Origin of the sequence: Streptomyces sp. NPDC048352 (assembly GCF_040651895.1) — a bacterium.
In the GTDB taxonomy this organism is placed as follows: domain Bacteria; phylum Actinomycetota; class Actinomycetes; order Streptomycetales; family Streptomycetaceae; genus Streptomyces.
The window spans coordinates 1-17465 of record NZ_JBEZKZ010000092.1 but is presented as its reverse complement, the minus strand read 5'-3'; the positions used below and the strand labels follow the sequence as shown (position 1 = coordinate 17465).

Annotated in this window: 18 protein-coding genes; 12 read left to right on the top strand and 6 right to left on the bottom strand. The window is 72.9% G+C overall.

What is annotated here, in order from left to right:
• Nucleotides 1–6: 6 nt before the first annotated feature.
• Nucleotides 7–546, top strand: a complete 540-nt coding sequence (locus AB0D45_RS30865; RefSeq protein WP_007263124.1) for an arginine repressor — start codon at nt 7–9, stop codon at nt 544–546.
• Between the two features lie 9 nt (nt 547–555).
• On the opposite strand, the gene AB0D45_RS30860 is transcribed toward AB0D45_RS30865, so the two are convergent.
• Together AB0D45_RS30860 and AB0D45_RS30855 are read right to left on the bottom strand one after the other, a co-directional pair.
• Entirely contained in the window at nt 556–1242 is a 687-nt protein-coding gene (locus AB0D45_RS30860) for a L,D-transpeptidase family protein (RefSeq protein ID WP_362465177.1), read from the bottom strand.
• A 61-nt stretch (nt 1243–1303) separates the two neighbouring features.
• Nucleotides 1304–2752, bottom strand: a complete 1449-nt coding sequence (locus AB0D45_RS30855; RefSeq protein ID WP_362465151.1) for a HEAT repeat domain-containing protein — start codon at nt 2750–2752, stop codon at nt 1304–1306.
• Between the two features lie 262 nt (nt 2753–3014).
• On the opposite strand from AB0D45_RS30855, the gene argH reads away from it, so the two are divergent.
• Nucleotides 3015–4442, top strand: coding sequence for an argininosuccinate lyase (gene argH, locus AB0D45_RS30850; RefSeq protein WP_362465148.1), 1428 nt, complete (start codon nt 3015–3017; stop codon nt 4440–4442).
• Between the two features lie 90 nt (nt 4443–4532).
• Here argH and AB0D45_RS30845 read toward each other — a convergent pair whose 3' ends face one another.
• Nucleotides 4533–5033 carry an HAD domain-containing protein gene (locus AB0D45_RS30845; protein WP_362465145.1) on the bottom strand — a complete coding sequence of 167 codons (501 nt, stop codon included), beginning with the start codon at nt 5031–5033 and terminating at the stop codon, nt 4533–4535.
• A gap of 103 nt (nt 5034–5136) precedes the next feature.
• Between AB0D45_RS30845 and AB0D45_RS30840 the strand changes: the two genes are divergently transcribed.
• The 3 genes from AB0D45_RS30840 to AB0D45_RS30830 all read left to right on the top strand — a co-directional run bounded on the left by AB0D45_RS30840 (nt 5137) and on the right by AB0D45_RS30830 (nt 8783).
• Entirely contained in the window at nt 5137–5685 is a 549-nt protein-coding gene (locus tag AB0D45_RS30840) for a helix-turn-helix domain-containing protein (protein ID WP_361609488.1), read from the top strand.
• Nucleotides 5685–7229 carry an MFS transporter gene (locus tag AB0D45_RS30835; RefSeq protein ID WP_361609486.1) on the top strand — a complete coding sequence of 515 codons (1545 nt, stop codon included), beginning with the start codon at nt 5685–5687 and terminating at the stop codon, nt 7227–7229. The genes AB0D45_RS30840 and AB0D45_RS30835 overlap by 1 nt, the downstream gene beginning before the upstream one ends.
• Nucleotides 7230–7307: 78 nt before the next feature.
• A complete protein-coding gene (locus tag AB0D45_RS30830; RefSeq protein ID WP_362465141.1) occupies nt 7308–8783 on the top strand; it encodes a membrane-associated oxidoreductase in 1476 nt (491 codons plus the stop codon).
• A gap of 6 nt (nt 8784–8789) precedes the next feature.
• On the opposite strand, the gene AB0D45_RS30825 is transcribed toward AB0D45_RS30830, so the two are convergent.
• Complete coding sequence (locus AB0D45_RS30825) at nt 8790–9419, bottom strand: lysophospholipid acyltransferase family protein (RefSeq protein WP_361609482.1); 630 nt, start codon at nt 9417–9419, stop codon at nt 8790–8792.
• Nucleotides 9420–9720: 301 nt separating this feature from the next.
• Here AB0D45_RS30825 and AB0D45_RS30820 point away from each other — a divergent pair, with 301 nt between their 5' ends.
• The 3 genes from AB0D45_RS30820 (at nt 9721) to AB0D45_RS30810 (ending at nt 12077) form a co-directional block, all read left to right on the top strand.
• Complete coding sequence (locus AB0D45_RS30820; RefSeq protein ID WP_362465138.1) at nt 9721–10926, top strand: glycerophosphodiester phosphodiesterase; 1206 nt, start codon at nt 9721–9723, stop codon at nt 10924–10926.
• 73 nt (nt 10927–10999) lie between these two features.
• Entirely contained in the window at nt 11000–11536 is a 537-nt protein-coding gene (locus AB0D45_RS30815; RefSeq protein ID WP_362465135.1) for a sigma-70 family RNA polymerase sigma factor, read from the top strand.
• Nucleotides 11537–11573: 37 nt separating this feature from the next.
• Complete coding sequence (locus tag AB0D45_RS30810) at nt 11574–12077, top strand: GNAT family N-acetyltransferase (RefSeq protein ID WP_362465132.1); 504 nt, start codon at nt 11574–11576, stop codon at nt 12075–12077.
• Between the two features lie 64 nt (nt 12078–12141).
• Here the strand turns inward: AB0D45_RS30810 and AB0D45_RS30805 are convergent, their stop codons facing one another.
• Both AB0D45_RS30805 and AB0D45_RS30800 read right to left on the bottom strand, forming a co-directional pair.
• Nucleotides 12142–12567 carry a hypothetical protein gene (locus AB0D45_RS30805; protein WP_362465129.1) on the bottom strand — a complete coding sequence of 142 codons (426 nt, stop codon included), beginning with the start codon at nt 12565–12567 and terminating at the stop codon, nt 12142–12144.
• Complete coding sequence (locus tag AB0D45_RS30800) at nt 12560–12928, bottom strand: hypothetical protein (protein WP_362465126.1); 369 nt, start codon at nt 12926–12928, stop codon at nt 12560–12562. Before AB0D45_RS30800 ends, AB0D45_RS30805 begins: the two co-directional genes overlap by 8 nt.
• Nucleotides 12929–13599: 671 nt before the next feature.
• Here AB0D45_RS30800 and AB0D45_RS30795 point away from each other — a divergent pair.
• The 4 genes from AB0D45_RS30795 to AB0D45_RS30780 all read left to right on the top strand — a co-directional run bounded on the left by AB0D45_RS30795 (nt 13600) and on the right by AB0D45_RS30780 (nt 17204).
• Nucleotides 13600–14655: an ATP-binding cassette domain-containing protein gene (locus tag AB0D45_RS30795; RefSeq protein ID WP_362465123.1), complete on the top strand. Its 1056-nt coding sequence runs from the start codon at nt 13600–13602 to the stop codon at nt 14653–14655.
• Nucleotides 14652–15320, top strand: a complete 669-nt coding sequence (locus AB0D45_RS30790) for a methionine ABC transporter permease (protein ID WP_362465121.1) — start codon at nt 14652–14654, stop codon at nt 15318–15320. The genes AB0D45_RS30795 and AB0D45_RS30790 overlap by 4 nt, the downstream gene beginning before the upstream one ends.
• Before the next feature lie 96 nt (nt 15321–15416).
• Nucleotides 15417–16283 (top strand): MetQ/NlpA family ABC transporter substrate-binding protein, encoded by an 867-nt coding sequence (locus AB0D45_RS30785; RefSeq protein WP_362465118.1) that lies wholly within the window; start codon nt 15417–15419, stop codon nt 16281–16283.
• A gap of 204 nt (nt 16284–16487) precedes the next feature.
• Nucleotides 16488–17204 carry a GNAT family N-acetyltransferase gene (locus AB0D45_RS30780; protein ID WP_361609837.1) on the top strand — a complete coding sequence of 239 codons (717 nt, stop codon included), beginning with the start codon at nt 16488–16490 and terminating at the stop codon, nt 17202–17204.
• The last annotated feature ends 261 nt before the right edge of the window (nt 17205–17465 follow it).

Sequence of the window (17465 nt, the reverse complement as noted above, 5' to 3'; positions counted from 1 at the left end):
ACGACGATGAGCCAGGCCCAGGAACCCGAGCAGAACGGCGGCCCCTCCGTTCCGCAGACCCGGACCGCCCGCCACCGCCGGATCGTGGACATCCTCAACCGGCAGCCGGTCCGCTCCCAGAGCCAGCTGGCCAAACTGCTCGCCGACGACGGGCTGAGCGTCACCCAGGCGACGCTCTCCCGCGACCTCGACGAGCTGGGCGCGGTCAAGATCCGCAACACCGGCGGCGAGCTCATCTACGCGGTGCCCAGCGAGGGCGGCTTCCGCACCCCGCAGGCCCCGCTCGGCGAGTCGGCGAAGGAGGAGCGCATGCGGCGCCTCTCCGGGGAACTGCTGATCTCGGCGGAGGCGTCGGCGAACCTCGTGGTCCTGCGCACCCCGCCCGGCGCGGCCCAGTTCCTCGCCTCGGCCATCGACCAGGCCGAACTCCACGCGATCCTCGGCACCATCGCGGGCGACGACACCCTGATGCTCATCAGCCGCGACCCGGCGGGCGGCCAGGCCCTGGCGGACCACCTCCTCCGCCTGGCCCAGAAGGAGGGCTAGCGGCTCCCTTCAGTACCGGGTCATGGCCAGGGCGCCGGCCTCCGTGCCGATCGCGATGTGCGGGCGGCGGCGGGGGTTCGCCCAGCGGAGGATCGCGCGCATGGCCCGGTGCGGGACGGAGACGCAGCCGGCCGTGGCGCCCTTGCCGTTCACGTGCAGGAAGATGCCCGCGCCCCGGCCGCGTACGGGCCGGTCGTAGTTGAAGGCGATGACCAGGGCGTGCGCGTACTGCTCCTGGTACGCCACCAGGTGCTCCGCCTCGCCCGGCGCGCAGTCGGCCGGCAGCGGTTCCGTCCAGCGGTTGTACGCGGCGGAGGCGTTGTCCTGGCACCACCACGAACGGTCCGTCACCCGCCGGTAGCGGTATTTTGTACCGGCCGGCGGGCGCGCGGTGCCGAAGGCGTACGGCATCTCGTACAGGCCCGTCGGGGTGGTGTTCGTGCCCTGGACCCGGGAGCCGCCCTCCGTCAGCCCGTTGGCGCCGAACCGGGCGGGCGCGCTGCCCGCCTCGAACCAGTGGCCCGCGCGCCGGTCCCACCAGGTCAGCGTCCCCGTCGTGGATCCGGGCGCGGGCGCGACGGCGGTGATCAGCTGGCTGCCGCCGCCGGTGTCGGCGAGGCGGGCCGGCAGCGGATCGGGACCGTACGGGAAGAGCCCGGCGAGAACCAGCGAGCCCGTGAGCAGAGCGGTACGCAGCACACCCCAGACGGTACGGCCGACGGGGCCGGCGGCCGCGCAGGCAGGCCGTCGAAGGGGCTCACAGCCGCAACCGGTGGAGGTCCAGGAGCCGGGCGGCGCGCGCCAGCAGTGCGCCGAGCTCCGCCTGGTGCGCCTCGCCCTCGTCCAGGGTGCTGAGCCAGTTCCAGTTGACGACGGTGACCCGCGCCTGCCTGCTCAGGCCCGGGTCGGGGTCCGTCAGCATGGCGACGGACGCCCGCAGTTCCGCGCTCCCGCCCCGCCCGCGCAGCATCCGGAACGCGGCCCTTCGCGTGTGCGCGGGCCACTCGGGGCCGGTACGGGCGGCCAGCGCGGCGGCGTCCAGCCGGCCGGCCCCGGGCAGCAGGCTGAGCGCGGCCTCGCGGGCCGCCGAGGGGGACGGGTCCTCCAGCATCGCGAGCAGGGCCGCGTCCCCGACGGTGAGGCCCAGCCGGCGGAGCGCGGCCACGGCGGCGGCCCGTACCGCGCCGTCGGGGTGGTCCAGCAGGGCGTGCAGCAGCGGCCCGTCGGACGGTCCGGCCACCTCGCGGAAGCCGGTCACCGCGTACGCGCTCACCCGTTCCGGGTCCGTGACGAGCTCGCGGTAGTGCGCGTACGGGTCGCCGCCGGCCTGCCGCAGCAGCCAGCGGGCACAGGCCCGTACGCGGCCGGCCCGGTCCGCCAGGTGGTCCACGGCCTGCGCCGCCCGCCCGGCCCGGTGCAGCGCGGTGACCCCGGCGGCCCGTACCGCCGCGAAGCGGGAGCCGAGCAGGGCGTCGACCGCCCCGTCGTCCGGCCCGTCGGCGGCCATCGCCGCCAGGGCGGCATCGGTCCACATCCGGGCCGTCACCGGGTCGGGCTCGACGGCGGCCCGCCGGGCGGTCTCCCGTACGCCGAACCGCCCGGCGGCGAGGGCCACGCGGACGCCGAACCGGCGGACCGCCAGGTCGGCAGCCCCGCACAGGGCCTCCAGGAGGCGGTCGCGCTGCTCGGGCGTCAGCGCGTTCCAGCTCCACGTCGTGCACGGCCGCCCGGGGCGCCACCAGGCGGCGAGGAGCGAGTAGCGGCCGCTCAGCGCGGCCTCCAGCTGCTCCACCGCCCAGCCGCCGTGCTCGCGGCCGCCCAGGCGCAGGATGAACGGGGTCAGGCCGAGCAGGACCTCGGCGGGGTGTTTGGCCACCACCCTGCCGAGGACCCTGCGGGCGCGGTCGCGGACCTGCGGCACCCAGTCGGCGCACCGGATCACCAGGAGCGGCAGCGGCGGGTTGCGCCACGCGGCGAGGGCGGCCATGCGGACCCGCCCGTCGGGGTGGCACAGCCGGGCCTCCAGGCGCTTGGCCCCGGGCTCGGTGCCGGGGGAGCGCAGGGCCCGGCGGACCTCCCGGTCGAAGGCGATCCAGGCGTCCGGGCCGTTCCCGGCGAGCCTGGCGGCCACCGGCGAGGCGTCGCCGTGCAGCAGCCCCCTGGCCACGTTGCGCCCCCACGACGCGTTCTCGGCCGCGCTCCACATGTGCCCTCCCCGGGGTCGTTCCGCTCGCGCGATCGTAGGCGGCCGCCCCCGGCCCGCGCTCGCGATGAAGGGGCTGGTCAGCGACGGGCCCCCGGAGCTCGATTGACGAAACATACGGAGCAATGCATAGTTATGCCTACACCCCGGCCGGTCGCGCGTCGCATCGCGCCGTGAATCGTTTGACGCTGTACCGAGACGGTCTCTCCGCTTCCTGCGCGGCGGGGAGCCCGTCGCACCACCACCCTCCTGAGGAGCAGTAGCTGTGAGCAGCAACCACGGTGACGTCCGGCTCTGGGGCGGCCGGTTCGCCGACGGCCCGTCCGAGGCCCTCGCGAAGCTGTCCGCGTCCGTCCACTTCGACTGGCGCCTGGCGCCGTACGACATCGCCGGCTCGCGTGCCCACGCCCGTGTGCTCCACAAGGCCGGGCTGCTCACCGCCGACGAGCTGGAGCGCATGCTCGACGGCCTTGACCGGCTCGAAGCGGACGTCGCCGACGGCTCCTTCACCGGCACCATCGCCGACGAGGACGTGCACACCGCCCTGGAGCGCGGCCTGCTGGAGCGGCTCGGCCCCGACCTCGGCGGCAAGCTGCGCGCCGGGCGCTCCCGCAACGACCAGGTGGCCACCCTCTTCCGGATGTACCTGCGCGACCACGCGCGGACCATCGGCGGGCTGATCGCCGACCTTCAGGACGCGCTGGTCGGCCTCGCCGAGGCGCACGCGGACGTGGCGATGCCGGGCCGGACCCACCTCCAGCACGCGCAGCCCGTCCTCTTCGCCCACCACGTGCTGGCCCACGTGCAGGCCCTGTCCCGGGACGCGGAGCGGCTGCGGCAGTGGGACACCCGGACCGCGGTCTCCCCCTACGGCTCGGGGGCCCTGGCCGGCTCCTCGCTCGGCCTGGACCCGGAGGCGGTCGCCGCCGACCTGGGCTTCGAGCGGGGTTCGGTCGGGAACTCGATCGACGGCACGGCCTCGCGCGACTTCGTCGCCGAGTTCGCCTTCGTCACCGCGATGATCGGGATCAACCTGTCCCGGATCGCCGAGGAGATCATCCTGTGGAACACGAAGGAGTTCTCCTTCGTCACCCTCCACGACGCCTTCTCCACCGGCTCCTCGATCATGCCGCAGAAGAAGAACCCGGACATCGCGGAGCTGGCGCGCGGCAAGTCGGGCCGCCTCATCGGCAACCTGACGGGCCTCCTCGCGACCCTGAAGGCGCTGCCCCTGGCCTACAACCGGGACCTCCAGGAGGACAAGGAGCCGGTCTTCGACTCCTGCGACACCCTGGAGGTGCTGCTTCCGGCCTTCACCGGGATGATGGCCACCCTCACGGTCAACCGGGAGCGCATGGAGGAGCTGGCCCCGGCCGGCTTCTCGCTCGCCACCGACATCGCCGAGTGGCTGGTCAAGCAGGGCGTGCCGTTCCGGGTGGCGCACGAGGTGGCCGGCGAGTGCGTCAAGGAGTGCGAGGCGCAGGGGATCGAGCTGGACGAGCTCACCGACGAGCAGTTCGCGAAGATCTCGGAGCACCTGACCCCCGAGGTCCGCACCGTCCTCAACGTCGCCGGCGCCCTCGCCTCCCGCAACGGCCGCGGCGGCACCGCCCCGTCGGCGGTCGCGACCCAGCTCACCGAGCTGAAGGCCGACCTGGTCATCCAGCACGCCTGGGCGGTCCACAAGCAGTAGCCGCCGTGCCCGCAGGGGCGGTACGGGCTCCGGGCCCGTACCGCCCCTGCGGCGTGCCGGGCCCGGTGCGCCGCAGGGGCGGCGGGAAGGTCAGCGCGCCCAGTCCGCCAGGGCGTCGAAGTCCGGCCGGGTCAGGCCGATCCGCTCGTCCACGTACATCAGCAGGGCGTGCGCCGGGTGGCGCTGGTCGACGTACTCGTGGTCCATGGCCGTGATGTCGTCGTCGATCCAGGCGAAGGGCCGCGCGCCCGCGTACTCGAGGACGTACTGGGTCTTCCAGAAGGTGCCGCGCGGTGCCCGGCCGTGCATCTGCGGCCAGTCGATGAACGGGAGCCGCGGCAGCCCCAGGCGCGGCCCTATCCAGTCGTTCGCCTCGTCCTTCCAGGTGGTGGCCCAGACGAGGTCGTACGCGTCCGCCAGCGCGAGCAGCTCCGCTCCGTGGTCGGGGTTCAGCCAGACCCGCAGCGGCTTGCCCGTGGTGAAGCCGGTGGGCCGCATCCGGTGCGTGGTGTAGCCCTCGGGGCGGCGCTCGGCCTGGGCGGCGTACGGGTTCAGGGGGCCGTCGATGTCGATGAGCAGCAGTGGCTTCATGGCTCCGGGTTTCCTCTCCGGCCGCCCGGTCGGGCGGCTCGTCTTCCGATTGATCGAACAGGCTTGTGAGACGCGCGCGTCTCATTCGGGGTAGGCTTGTCTCATGGCTATGGATCGTGACCAGGTGCTCCGCGACGCGGCGGCCCTGCTCTCCCGCAAGTCGACCGCCACGATGGACGAGGTGGCCCGCGCCGCCGGCATCGGCCGTGCGACCCTCCACCGGCACTTCGCCGGGCGCGACGCCCTCGTACGGGCCCTCGAAGACCTCGGCATCCGCGAGTTCGAGGGCGCCTTCGACCGGGCCCGCCTCGACGAGGACACCGCCGTGGACGCCCTGAAGCGCCTGATCGCCGAGGCGGAGCCCAACGCCCAGCTGCTGGCCTTCCTCGTCACCGAGAACCAGCTCTTCGAGGGCGACCAGGTCAACGAGGGCTGGGCCCGCCTCGACGCCCGCGTCGGCGCGCTCTTCCGGCGCGGCCAGCAGGAGGGCGACATCCGCATCGACCTCAGCCCCGCCTGGCTCACCGAGGCCCTCTACGGCCTCATCGGCACCTGCGCCTGGGCCGTCATGGACGGCCGGGTCGCGGCCAAGGACTTCCAGTACATGATCACCGAGTTGCTGCTCGGCGGCGCCCGACGGAGTGTGGAGTGATGAGCCGAACGCAACAGCTGAACCGGCGGACGGGGGCGGAGGGGAGGAGCGCGGGGCGCTGGCTCGCCCTCTCCGTGCTCGTCCTGGCCGTCCTGCTGGTCGCGGTGGACGCCACCGTACTCGGCCTCGCGACGCCCTCCCTCAGCGAGGACCTCAAGCCGACCGGCACCCAGCTGCTGTGGATCGGCGACATCTACTCCTTCGTCATCGCCGGCCTGCTCGTCTCCATGGGCTCCCTCGGCGACCGGATCGGCCGCAAGAAGCTGCTCCTCAGCGGCGCCACCGCCTTCGGCGCCGTCTCGGTCCTGAACGCCTACGCGTCCAGCCCCGAGATGATGATCGCGGCCCGCGCCCTGCTCGGCGTCGCCGGCGCCACCCTCATGCCGTCCACCCTCGCGCTGATCCGCAACATCTTCCACGACCCGCGCGAGCGCAGCCTCGCCATCGGCATCTGGGGCGCCACCGCCTCCGCCGGCGCGGCCGTCGGACCCGTCGTCGGCGGGGCCCTGCTCCAGCACTTCTGGTGGGGCTCGGTCTTCCTCATCAACCTCCCGGTGATGATCGCCCTCGTCCTCGTCGGCATCCGGCTGCTGCCCGAGTCCAAGAACCCGGTCGCCGGCCCCTGGGACCTGCTCAGCGTCGGCCTGTCCCTCGTCGGCGTCATCGGCGTCGTCTACGCCGTCAAGGAAGGGGCCACCCACGGCGCCGTCCCGGGCGTCTGGATCGCCGCCCTCCTCGGCGCCGCCTGCCTGTACGCCTTCGTACGCCGCCAGTTCGCCCTCGCGTCCCCGCTGCTCGACATGCGGCTCTTCAGGCACCGCGGTTTCTCCGGCGCGGTCCTCGCCGACCTCCTGACCGTCTTCGGCCTCTCCGGCCTCGTCTTCTTCCTCTCCCAGTTCCTCCAGCTCGTCCAGGGCCGCGACCCGCTGGAGGCGGGCCTGGCCGAACTGCCCGCCGCCATCGGCGCGGTGGCCACCGGCCTGGTCGCGGGCCGGTTCGCCCGCCGGTACTCCGTACGCGTCATCGTGACCGGAGGGCTCACCGCGATCGGCCTGGCCCTCGGGGCGCTCACCGTGATCCACCGCGAGAGCGGCTACCCGCTGCTCGGCGCCGCCCTGCTCGTCGTCGGACTCGGCGCGGGCTTCTCCTTCACCGTCACCGCCGACGTCATCCTCTCCAGCGTCCCCAAGGAACAGGCCGGTTCCGCCTCGGCCGTCTCCGAGACCGCGTACGAACTCGGTGCGGCCCTCGGCATCGCCCTGCTCGGCTCCGTCGTCACCGGCGTCTACCAGGGCTTCACCGCCCCGGCCTCCGTCCCCGCCCCCCTGGCCGACGCCGCCCACGAGTCGCTCGGCGGCGCGGTGGAGGCCGCCCGCGCCCTGGACCCGCAGACCGCATCGGCCATGGTCGGCGCCGCCCAGGAGGCCTTCGTGGACGGCCTGCGGCTCGCCTCCGGCGTCGGCGCAGCCGTCCTGCTGGCCACCGCGGCGGCCGCCTGGTTCCTGCTCAGGGGACAGGAGCTCCAAGAGGGCGTCGAACACTGACGCACCGTCCGGCCACCGCGCCCCGGCGGGAGTTGACCGGGTTGACACGGTGATCACGGCCGGGACACGATCCCGGCGATGGAGATCACCGAGTTGAGCCCCGCGGAACGCCGCGTATGGGACGCCTTCCCCCGCGGCGAGGCCGTCGACTTCCGCGAGGGCCCCGGGGAGACCTCCCACGACGGGGGCACCTGGGGGCCCGAGCGCACCGTCCGCGCGGAAGTGCTGCGCGCCCTGCTCGTCGCCGGCTCCGCCGACGAGGGACACGTCGCCGGGATCAAGCTCTACGGCGCGAAGATCGCCGGCAAACTCGACCTGAAGTACGCGGTCGTGGACCACCCGATCCGGATGCGGGGCTGCTGGTTCGAGCGCAAGCCCATGATGTACGGCGCCCAGCTGCGCGCCGTCGTGCTCGGGGACTCCACCCTGCCGGGCCTGACCGCCGCCACCGTGCGCGTCGAGGTCGTGCTCAGGCTCTCCGGCTGCCGCATCGACGGCCCCGTCCGGCTCGCGGGCGCGAAGATCGCCGGCGGTCTCTTCCTCCAGGGGGCCGTCATCCGGCCCGGGGCCCTGCCCGACGAGGCGGACGAACCCCCGCTCCAGCTCAACCACGCCGACATAGGCACGGACATCATGGCCGACGGCCTCACCGTCCACGGCCAGTTCCGCCTCAACGGAGCCGGCGTCGCCGGCCAGATCAGCCTCGACGGGGCCCGGCTCCTCAACCCCGGCGGCATCGCCCTGCACGCCGAGACGCTGACCGTCGGCACCGACATACGCGGCAACCGGCTGCACGCCGAGGGCCTGGTCAACCTCACCGGCGCCCGAGTCCCCGGCCAGGTGATACTGAGCCGGGCGACCCTGTCCAACCCCGGCGACGTGGCCCTGCGCGTCAGCTCCGCCGTCATGGGGGAGTTCTGGCTGCGCAAGGCCCCCACCATCGACGGCATCGTCAACCTGCGCCGCAGCCAGTTCGACCTGCTGTGGGCCGAGCCGTCCGTGTGGCCCGCCCTGGTCCGCACCGACGGGCTCACCTACCGGCTGCTGCACCCGCACCTGCCGGCCGAGGACCGGCTGCCGCTGCTCGAACGCGAGGAGGACGGCTACCTCCCGTACGCCTACGAGCAGTTGGCCGCCTCCTACCGCACCGTCGGCGACGAGGCGGGCGCCCGTACCGCCCAGCTGGCCAAACTCCGCCGCCACCGGCGCACCCAGCCCCGGCACACGCGGCTGTGGGGCCTGCTCCAGGACGTCACCGTCGGGTACGGGTTCCGGCCGCTCCGCGCGGCGGCGTGGCTGCTGGCCCTGACGGTGACGGGGACCGTCGCCTACGGGCTCCGGCCGCCCCCGGCCCTGAAGGCGGGGGAGGCTCCGGAGTTCAACCCGCTCTTCTACACCCTCGACCTGATGCTGCCGATCATCGGCTTCGGCCAGGAGTCGGCGTTCGCGCCAGCGGGCTGGTACCAGTGGCTGTCGTACCTGCTGATCGTGACCGGCTGGGTCCTCGCCACCACGACGGCGGCGGGCGTCAGCCGGTCACTGCAACGGCAGTAGCGCGGTTCAGGCCGCCTTCGCCTTGGTGGCGTACATGTCCACGTACTCCTGCCCCGACAGCCGCATGACCTCGGCCATCACCGAGTCGGTGACGGCGCGCAGCACGTAGCGGTCGCGGTCCATGCCGTCGTAGCGGGAGAACTCCATCGGCTCGCCGAAGCGGATCGTGACCCGGCCCGGGCGCGGCATTCCGGCGCCGCCGGGCTGGAGCTTGTCCGTGCCGATCACCGCGAAGGGGACCACCGGCGCACCGGTCATCAGGGTGAGGCGGGCGATGCCGGTCCGGCCGCGGTAGAGCCGGCCGTCGGGGGAGCGGGTGCCCTCGGGGTAGATCCCGAAGATCTTGCCCTCCTCGAGGATCCGGCGGCCCGTCATCAGCGCGGCGACGCCGCCGTTCGCGCCGTCCCGGTCCACCGGGATCATGCCCGCGCCGGTGAAGAACCACGCCATCAGCCGGCCCTTGAGGCCCTTGCCCGTCACGTATTCGTCCTTGCCGATGAAGTGGACCGTACGGTCGCACACCAGCGGCAGGATCATCGAGTCGATGAAGGTGAGGTGATTGCCCGCCAGGATCACCGGACCGGTGCCCGGGATGTTGTCGAGCCCCTCCACCTTGGTGCGGAACATCAGGCGCATGGCCGATCCGACAGTGGCCTTGATGAGCGCGGTACGGAACAACGTGAGCCCTCCGGCATCGAAAAGCGGCTTTCGCACCACACGGCGGTAGTGCAGGTGAGGACGATACTCGCGGGTCACCCCTGATCGCACATCGGGTTCACGAGGTGGATACGCAGTGTTGACACGCGTTTGCGCCATGTTCGGACGCGGCCCACCCCCGCGCCACCCGGCGCTGCCTACCATCGGCACGCCGGCCCGGGCCGCACGCACCCCGGAGATCCCGGGGCCGCGGGCCCGTCCGCAGCGAGGAGAGGCACTGATGACACAGGGTGGGGCAGCGCGGCGCACGGTCCTGGGAGCGGCGGCCGCGCTGGCGGCCGGAACCGGACTCACCGGCCTGTCGGCGGGGTCCGCCTCGGCCGCCGACCGTGTACGGGACGACGCCGTCCGGGGCGACGGACGCGGTGGCGGCGGACACGGCGAGGGCGGCTACCGCGACCTGCCCGTACCGCTGGTCATCGGACACCGCGGCGCCAGCGGCTACCGGCCCGAGCACACCCTCGGCTCCTACCGGCTGGCCCTCGACCTCGGCGCCGACGTCATCGAACAGGACCTCGTCCCCACCAGGGACGGACACCTCGTCTGCCGCCACGAGAACGAGATCGGCGGCACCACCGACGTCGCCGACCACCCCGCGTTCGCCTCCCGGCACACCACCAAGACCGTCGACGGCGTCTCCGTCACGGGCTGGTTCACCGAGGACTTCACCCTCGCCGAGCTGAAGACCCTGCGCGCGAAGGAACGTATCCCCGCCGTCCGCCAGCGGGGCACCCTCTACGACGGCCGGTGGGCCGTCCCCACCTTCGAAGAGGTGCTGCGCTGGGCCGACCGCGAGGGCCGGCTGCGCGACAAGCGGATCTGGCTCCACGTGGAGACCAAGCACCCCAGCTACTTCAGAGGACTCGGCCTCGGCCTGGAGGAGCCCCTCGCCCGGCTGCTGCGCCGCTACGGCCGCGACGGCCGCGACGCCGCCGTGTTCCTCCAGTCCTTCGAGCCCTCCAGCCTCCAGCGGCTCTCCCGCCTGGTGTCCGCCCCGCGCGTGGTGCTGCTGTCCGCCGCGAACACCCGGCCCTGGGACTTCGAGGCGGCCAAGGACCCCCGCACCGTCGCGGACCTGGTCAAGCCCGAGGGGCTCCGGTGGATCGCCGACTTCGCCCAGGGCATCGGCCCCACCCTCGACCTGATCGTGCCGCGCGACGCGGCCGGCAAGCTCGGCACCCCGACCACCCTCGTCCGCGACGCCCACGCCCGGGGCCTGGTGCTGCACCCCTACACCGCGCGCAACGAGAACAGCTTCCTGCCGGCCGAGTACCGCAAGGGATCCGACCCGGCCGCCTACGGGGACGCGTTCGGCGCCTTCCGCAGGTACTTCGAACTGGGCATCGACGGCATCTTCACCGACAACCCGGACACCGGACTGCTCGCGGCGGAGGACTTCCGCCCCGGACGCGGCGTCAACCGCTAGGCCGCCGGCCCCGAACGGGTGGGCCGGGCCCGGCGGGGAAACCGCCCGGCCCGGCACCCGCGTCCCGCCCGGCATGGACCTGATACAGGAACCCCACCTGCTCGGCGAACTGGGCCCGCTGCTCTCCGCCGAGGCCGCCGCGGAGGCCCCGGCCGCCGGGGTGGAAGCCGCCGACCTGGAACAAGCCGTCTGGGTGCGGCTGCTGGAGCGCGGCCCGCGCGTCCCCGACCCCACCGGCCGCGCCCGCTGGCTGCGGCGCGCGGTGCGCGCCGAGGCCCGGCTCGCCCGGCGGCGGGCGCGGCACGAGGTCCCGTACGGCGGAAGGCCCGCCCCCACTCCCGCCGACGCGGGTGGCGAGCCCGAAGACGCCCTGCTGCACGGCGAGGAGAACCGTGCCCTCCGATCGGCGGTCGCCCGATTGCCGGGACGCTGTCCGGAGCTGTTGGCCGCCCTTCTCTCGCCCCGAGACCTCACTTACCGTGAAATCGCAGGAGAGTTGGGTATCTCACAAGGAAGTTTGGGGCCGGTACGTTCCCGTTGCCTGGGATGTCTGCGCAGAATGCTGGCTTCAGAGGTTGCGGTTCCTGGCCCGTGGGGAAAGGAGCGGTAGACCGGAGAGCCACCAGGTGAGCGGGAGGCATGCGCACATGGGCATGAGCGTGACCATTTCGGCGGCGGCCGCCGAAGACGCCGAGCAGATCTTCAAGCTGCAGTATCTGGCGTTCCAGCGGGAGGCCGAGCTGTACGGCAACTACCTCATCCAGCCGCTCACCCAGTCCCTGGACTCCCTGAAGGCGGAGCTCGCCTCGGACACCGTCCTGGTGGCCCGGCTCGGCGACGAGGTGGTGGGCGCGGTGCGCGGCAGCGTCGGCGAGGACGGCACGGCGAGCATCGCCAAGCTGTGCGTACACCCCCGGCTGCAGGGCCACGGCCTCGGCGCCCGGCTGCTGCGCGGCGTCGAGGAGGCCCTGTCCGGCCACGGCGGCACGACCCGCTTCCGCCTCCACACCGGTCACAAGAGCGAGTCCAACCTGCGGCTCTACCGCAAGGCCGGCTACGCGCAGGTCGGCAACCGCACCGCCTCCGACGGCGTGCACCTGGTGATCCTGGAGAAGGAAGCCCGGCCCGCCGACTTCGCCGTCAGCGCGTAGCCCCCGGCGACGGGGGCGCGCCGCCCGCCCGGCGGCCGCCCCCGTACGCGGAGCAGTGCCCGCTCTAGGCGCCCTGGCGCCTGGACCGCAGCCAGAGCATGCCCGTGACCGGGAGGACGACCGGGATGAAGAGGTAGCCCATCCCGAACTGCGACCACACGGTCGAGTCGGGGAAGGCCTCGGGCCGCACCAGCGTCCACGTGCCGACGGCCAGCACACCGGCCAACTCGGCGCCGCAGCACACCAGCGCCGCCCTGCGCGCCCTCTCCCCGCCGCGCACCAGCGAGTACGTGATGAACGCGTACGCCACGGCCGCGGCCGCCGACAGCGAGTACGCCAGCGGCGCCCGGCCGAAGCCGGTGGAGATCTCGTAGACCGAGCGCGACAGCGCGCCCACCACCATGACCCCGTAGAGCCACACCAGCAGCAGCCCCGGACCGGAGACCAGTCGCTTGCGCCCGGCGGGCGGGGCGGTCGTCGTGTCAGGCACCGGCGGTTCCCCAGATGTCGTAGAGCCGTACTTCCAGGACGGCGAGGACGACCGCACCCGCGGCCACCGTCACCGAACCCCACTTGGTGCGCTCGGTCAGCGAGAGCAACCCGGTCGCCGGGACCGCCGCGAAGGCGCCCAGCAGGTAGGCCACGAAGATCACCGTGCCCTGTCCGGGCTTCTCGCCCCGGCCCAGCTGGACCAGGCCGATCACCAGCTGCGCCAGGACCAGCACGGTCACCACGGCCATGCCGATGAAGTGCCAGTCCTTGGTCGGCTGGTCCCGCCATGCGGCATGGCCGCACCAGACGGCGAGGGCGAGTGCGGCCGCGCCGATGGCGACCGTCAGGGCGTCGAGCATGCAGCGAGGGTATTACGGGCCCGGAGACCCGATGCGTCCGCCCCTCGCCCGGGCTTCCCCGGAAGGCGCGGAGCCGGGCGGCGGCCCCTTCCGCCGGGCCGGCCGCCCGCGCCGGGCCGGCCGCCGCCGGGCGGCCGGCATGCGGACCGTGGCCTTGGCCACAGCGCACTCGGCCGCCGACTGCGCCGCCGACGCGGTCGTGAGGACCTCTCGGCCGTGCCAGGACTGGCCGGAGAGGCCGGCGTCACCCTGGAGGCGCAGGGTCGAGGGTGCCCGGTGCCGTGCGGGATGCGACCGCTTTCTGTCCGCTATCCGGACATCATTGATCGGTGAGCCGCCCGGTCTGCTTTACTGGGGCCCATGACCACGACGAGCAGCCGCACCCTTGCGACCGAGGCGACGATGACGCCCGGTGCTCGTTGTATGTGTCGAATGCGCGCCTTCTGAGGGCCCCCTCCCGCCGTCCCGCGCCCCGAAGCGAGACCCGCCGAGCGACTCCGCCGCCACCCCGGTCGGCCGTCACCGCCGACTGACCCCCGGTCCGGACCGCTCCTGCCCCGCGCACGCGTCGACACCATCATTTTGTGACGGTTCGCCCCGTATCGCGTCCCCAGATGTTCGCCCCGTGCACGGCATCCGCACCCCGTGCACTCGACAGCGACGGAAATCCTGTGATCACCACATCGGGCCTCACGAAGGTCTACCAGTCCCGTGGCCGCGAGGTCACCGCCCTGGACGGCGTCGACCTGCACGTCCGCGAGGGCGAGGTCTACGGAGTCATCGGCCAGAGCGGCGCCGGCAAGTCCTCCCTGATCCGCTGCGTGAACCTCCTCGAGCGCCCCACCAGCGGCACCGTGACCGTGGACGGCGTCGAGCTCACCGCCCTCGCCGGCCGCGGCCGGCGCGCCGGAAAGGAACTGCGCGAAGCCCGCAGCCGCATCGGCATGGTCTTCCAGCACTTCAACCTGCTGTCCTCGCGCACCGTCCAGGCCAACATCGAGCTGCCCCTGGAGATCCTCGGCGTCTCCGGCCGCGAGCGCTCCCGCAAGGCCCTGGAACTCCTCGACCTCGTCGGCCTCGCCGACAAGGCCAAGGCCTACCCCAGCCAGCTCTCCGGCGGCCAGAAGCAGCGCGTCGGGATCGCCCGCGCCCTGGCCGGCGACCCCAAGGTGCTCCTCTCCGACGAGGCCACCAGCGCCCTCGACCCCGAGACCACCCGCTCCATCCTCCAGCTGCTGCGCGACCTCAACCGCCGGCTCGGCCTGACCGTCCTGCTCATCACGCACGAGATGGACGTCGTCAAGACCGTCTGCGACTCCGCCGCGCTCATGAAGCGCGGCCGGATCGTCGAATCCGGCACCGTCGCCGAGCTGCTCGCCACCCCGGGCTCCGAGCTCGCCGGCGAACTCTTCCCGGTCAGCGGCACCGCCACCGGCCCCGACCACACCGTCGTCGACGTCACCTTCCACGGCGAGGCCGCCACCCAGCCGGTCATCTCCCAGCTCTCCCGCACGTACAACATCGACATCTCGATCCTCGGCGCCGCGATGGACACCGTCGCCGGCCGCCAGATCGGCCGGATGCGCATCGAGCTGCCCGGCCGCTACGAGGACAACGTCGTGCCCGTCGGCTTCCTGCGCGAGCAGGGCCTCCAGGTCGACCTCGTCGACGACGACTCGGACCTCGACTCCGAGATCGCCGCCCTCGTCAAGGACGGTGCCAAGTGACCTGGTCCGAAATGCAGCCCCTGCTCACCCAGGGCACCTACGACACCCTCTACATGGTGCTGTGGTCCACCCTGGTGACCGTCCTCGGCGGACTGCCCCTCGGCATCCTCCTCGTCCTCACCGACAAGGGCGGCCTGCTGCAGAACCAGCCGCTCAACAAGGTCATCGGCGTGATCGTGAACATGGGCCGCTCGCTGCCGTTCATCATCCTGCTGATCTTCCTGATCCCGGTCACCACCGCCGTCGTCGGCACCTTCATCGGCCCCACCGCCATGATCGTCCCGCTCGCCATCGGCGCCATACCCTTCTTCGCCCGCCTCGTCGAGACGGCCGTCCGCGAGGTGGACCACGGCCTGATCGAGGCCGTCGAGTCCATGGGCGGCGGCATCCCCACCCTCGTCGGCAAGGTGCTGCTCCCGCAGGCCCTGCCCTCGCTGGTCGCCGCGGTCACCACCACCGTGATCACCCTGATCGGCTACTCCGCCATGGCCGGCGCCGTCGGCGGCGAAGGACTCGGCTCCAAGGCCATCACCTACGGCTTCCAGCGCTTCGAGACCGGCTTCATGGTCGCCACCGTGGCCGTCCTGATCGCCCTCGTCACGGTGATCCAGCTGATCGGCGACGGCGTGGTACGCGTCCTCGCCCGCCGCGGCCGTACAGCCTGAGCGGACCTTCCTCACCGGAACCGAACCTCCCCACCCCCAGAGCCCGCACTTGTCGTGCTTGGGCCACCACCGGAAAAAGCAAGAAAGGCACTCTTCGTGCGCAAGAACAGCAAGCTCACCGCCATCGCCGCCGCCTCCGCCGCGCTCGCCCTCGGCCTCACCGCCTGCGGCAGCTCCTCGGACCCCTCCACGGCCGCCAAGACCGACGGCGGCAAGGTCGACGAGAGCAAGCCGCTGGTCATCGCGGCCTCCCCGAGCCCGCACGCCGACATCCTGAACTTCGTCAAGGACAAGCTGGCGGCCAAGGACGGCCTCAAGCTGGAGGTGAAGGAGTTCACGGACTACGTCCTGCCCAACACCGCCACCGAACAGGGCCAGGTCGACGGCAACTACTTCCAGCACAAGCCGTACCTCGACGACTTCAACAAGAAGAACGGCACGCACATCGTGCCCGTCGTGAACGTCCACCTGGAGCCCCTCGGCCTCTACTCCAAGAAGGTCAAGGCCCTCTCGGACATCAAGCCGGGCCAGACCGTCGCCGTCCCCAACGACACCACCAACGAGGGCCGCGCGCTCCAGCTGCTCGCCGCCAACAACCTGATCACCCTCAAGGAGGGCGTCGGCACCAGCGCCAAGCTGTCCGACATCACCGACAAGAAGGGCCTGGAGTTCAAGGAGCTGGAGGCCGCCACGGTCCCGCGCGCCCTGAACGACGTCGACGCCGCCGTCATCAACGGCAACTACGCCCTGGAGGCCAAGCTCTCGCCCGCCAAGGACGCCCTGGTCCTCGAGAAGGCCGAGGGCAACCCCTACGCCAACTTCCTGGCGGTCAAGGACGGCCGACAGAACGACCCGCGGATCCAGAAGCTCGCCAAGCTCCTGAACTCCGACGAGGTCAAGAAGTTCATCGAGGAGAAGTACCAGGGCTCGGTCGTCCCGGCCTTCGGCACCCCGGGCGCCTGACCCCACACCGCCTGGCGGACGCCGGCTTCCCGGCCCCGCGCACCCCCTCGGGCGCGCGGGGCCGCGGGCTTCCCGGGGACGCCCGCCTCCGGGCGGCCCGGCCCTGCACATCCCCCGGCCGATGCTGCATGCTGAGGCCTACGACCCGCACGAACGGTCCCGTACGAACGGTCCCGACCACGGTCCCCAGGCATGGAGCTGCGCATGACTACCACCTTCCCGGACGTCACCATCAGCACGGACCGGCTGGTGCTGCGCCCCTTCGAGGAGGACGACGTCACCGCGCTCGCCGAGATGATGAACGACGAGCACATCACCGCCTGGACCTCGGTACCGCACCCCTACACCCGCGCCGACGCCCACGCCTGGGCCACCGTGCACTCCCACACCGAGCGCACCGAGGGCCGCGGCATCGTCTTCGCCGTCACCGAGTTCCTCACCCAGCGCCTCGTGGGCATCGTCCACCTCCGGAACACCAACTGGCGCACCCGCACCAGCGAGGTCGGCTACGTCACCGCCCCCTGGGCCCGCGGCGAGGGCTACGCCAGCGAGTCCGTCCTCGCCGTCGCCCAGTGGCTCCTGCGCGACCAGGGCTTCGAGAGACTCGAACTGCGCACGGCGGCGGACAACACCGCCTCCCAGCAGGTCGCCCAGAAGATCGGCTGCATCAGCGAAGGCGTCCTGCGCAACGCGTGGATAGTGCGGACCCAGGCGGCCGACGGCAGCTGGGCCGAGACCCGCACCGACCTCATCGTCTGGAGCCTGGTCCCCGAGGACCTCGACGAGGCCGACGAATACGACGCCTACGAGAGCCGCCACGCCAGCCCCGGCCCCGCCGGACGCCCCGGCCACGACGACGGGTACCCCCTGCGGCAGCGCGCCGACGCGCACGGCTACGCCGTCGGCGCCGACCGGCGCTGACACGATGACCAGGTAGTCTCACCCTGCCCGCCCGACGACGCCGACCACGACGCCGACGGGACACGCCGAAGACGCCGGCGGCATCGGCGTACGGCGTCGAGAGAGCCAGCCCCCGGCGTCGGCGGCACCCCGTACGACGCCCAGGGCGCCGACGGACGGCGCCCACGCCGGGCCCCCCCCCCCCCCCCCCCCGCCCCCCCCCCCCGGCCCCCCCCCGGGCCGGGGGGGGGGGGGGGGGCGGCCCCCCCCCCCCCCCCCCCC

What these genes read in the sequence shown, in the direction of transcription:
- AB0D45_RS30865 (WP_007263124.1), top strand. Translation starts at nt 7, where the DNA reads ATGAGCCAGGCCCAGGAACCCGAGCAGAACGGCGGCCCCTCCGTTCCG.
- AB0D45_RS30855 (WP_362465151.1), bottom strand. Translation starts at nt 2,752, where the DNA reads ATGTGGAGCGCGGCCGAGAACGCGTCGTGGGGGCGCAACGTGGCCAGG.
- AB0D45_RS30845 (WP_362465145.1), bottom strand. Translation starts at nt 5,033, where the DNA reads ATGAAGCCACTGCTGCTCATCGACATCGACGGCCCCCTGAACCCGTAC.
- AB0D45_RS30840 (WP_361609488.1), top strand. Translation starts at nt 5,137, where the DNA reads ATGGCTATGGATCGTGACCAGGTGCTCCGCGACGCGGCGGCCCTGCTC.
- AB0D45_RS30835 (WP_361609486.1), top strand. Translation starts at nt 5,685, where the DNA reads ATGAGCCGAACGCAACAGCTGAACCGGCGGACGGGGGCGGAGGGGAGG.
- AB0D45_RS30830 (WP_362465141.1), top strand. Translation starts at nt 7,308, where the DNA reads ATGGAGATCACCGAGTTGAGCCCCGCGGAACGCCGCGTATGGGACGCC.
- AB0D45_RS30825 (WP_361609482.1), bottom strand. Translation starts at nt 9,419, where the DNA reads ATGCGCCTGATGTTCCGCACCAAGGTGGAGGGGCTCGACAACATCCCG.
- AB0D45_RS30820 (WP_362465138.1), top strand. Translation starts at nt 9,721, where the DNA reads ATGACACAGGGTGGGGCAGCGCGGCGCACGGTCCTGGGAGCGGCGGCC.
- AB0D45_RS30815 (WP_362465135.1), top strand. Translation starts at nt 11,000, where the DNA reads ATGGACCTGATACAGGAACCCCACCTGCTCGGCGAACTGGGCCCGCTG.
- AB0D45_RS30810 (WP_362465132.1), top strand. Translation starts at nt 11,574, where the DNA reads ATGGGCATGAGCGTGACCATTTCGGCGGCGGCCGCCGAAGACGCCGAG.
- AB0D45_RS30800 (WP_362465126.1), bottom strand. Translation starts at nt 12,928, where the DNA reads ATGCTCGACGCCCTGACGGTCGCCATCGGCGCGGCCGCACTCGCCCTC.
- AB0D45_RS30780 (WP_361609837.1), top strand. Translation starts at nt 16,488, where the DNA reads ATGACTACCACCTTCCCGGACGTCACCATCAGCACGGACCGGCTGGTG.